This is a genomic window from Nonomuraea recticatena, assembly GCF_039533245.1.
GTDB lineage: Bacteria > Actinomycetota > Actinomycetes > Streptosporangiales > Streptosporangiaceae > Nonomuraea > Nonomuraea roseola.
On record NZ_BAAATE010000159.1, the window covers coordinates 1 to 690 of the forward strand.

1 protein-coding gene is annotated in these 690 nt (G+C 70.4%); it reads right to left on the reverse strand.

Features of this window, described 5'->3' with window-relative positions:
* Positions 1-668: IS5 family transposase (locus tag ABFX50_RS50920; protein WP_346158547.1), on the reverse strand; the 668-nt coding region annotated here is incomplete at its 3' end.
* Positions 669-690 lie beyond the last annotated feature (22 nt).

A 690-nucleotide genomic window follows, 5' to 3' on the forward strand; every position in this document is an offset into this window, starting at 1 on the left:
CCACGCCAGGTCTTGATCTTCTGAAAACAGCGCTCGACGGTGTTGCGCTGCTGGTAGCGCCCTGGATCGAAGCCGACGGGCCGCCCACCGGCCGAACCCTTCTTCTTCCGGTTGGCCTGCTGATCGGTCTTCTCCGGGATCACCGCGGTGATCCGGCGGCGGCGCAGATAGCCGCGGTTGGCCTTGGAGGAGTAGGCCTTGTCCGCGGCCACCGCAGCAGGGCGGGTACGCGGCCGGCCGACCGGGCCGGGGACGCGGATCTTGTCCAGGACGGTGATGAATCGCGGGCAGTCGGCGGCCTGTCCAGGTGTGAGCACGAAAGCCAGCGGCAGCCCGGCGGCGTCGACAGCGGCATGGACTTTGCTGCTTAACCCGCCTCGGGATCGGCCAAGCCCGCCAGCCTTGGCCCGGGCCTTGCGGCGTCGCCGCGTGGCGCCACGATCCTGGCCCGACGATGTGTTCGCCTCGTCCGCGCTGGGTGTGCCCTGCGGCGCATCACGCCCAGCACCGGCGGCTGCTCCGGCAGCGGAGCCCCTTTTTCCTCGGTCAGCGCCTGCTCCAGCGCATCCAAGGTCTCGCCGGCGACCGCCAGTCCAGCCGACTCCTGATGCGCCCGCACGATCGTGGAGTCCACGCTGACCAGCTCCAACCCGACCTGCCCACGCGATGCGGCCTCGGCGATCAGCGCGT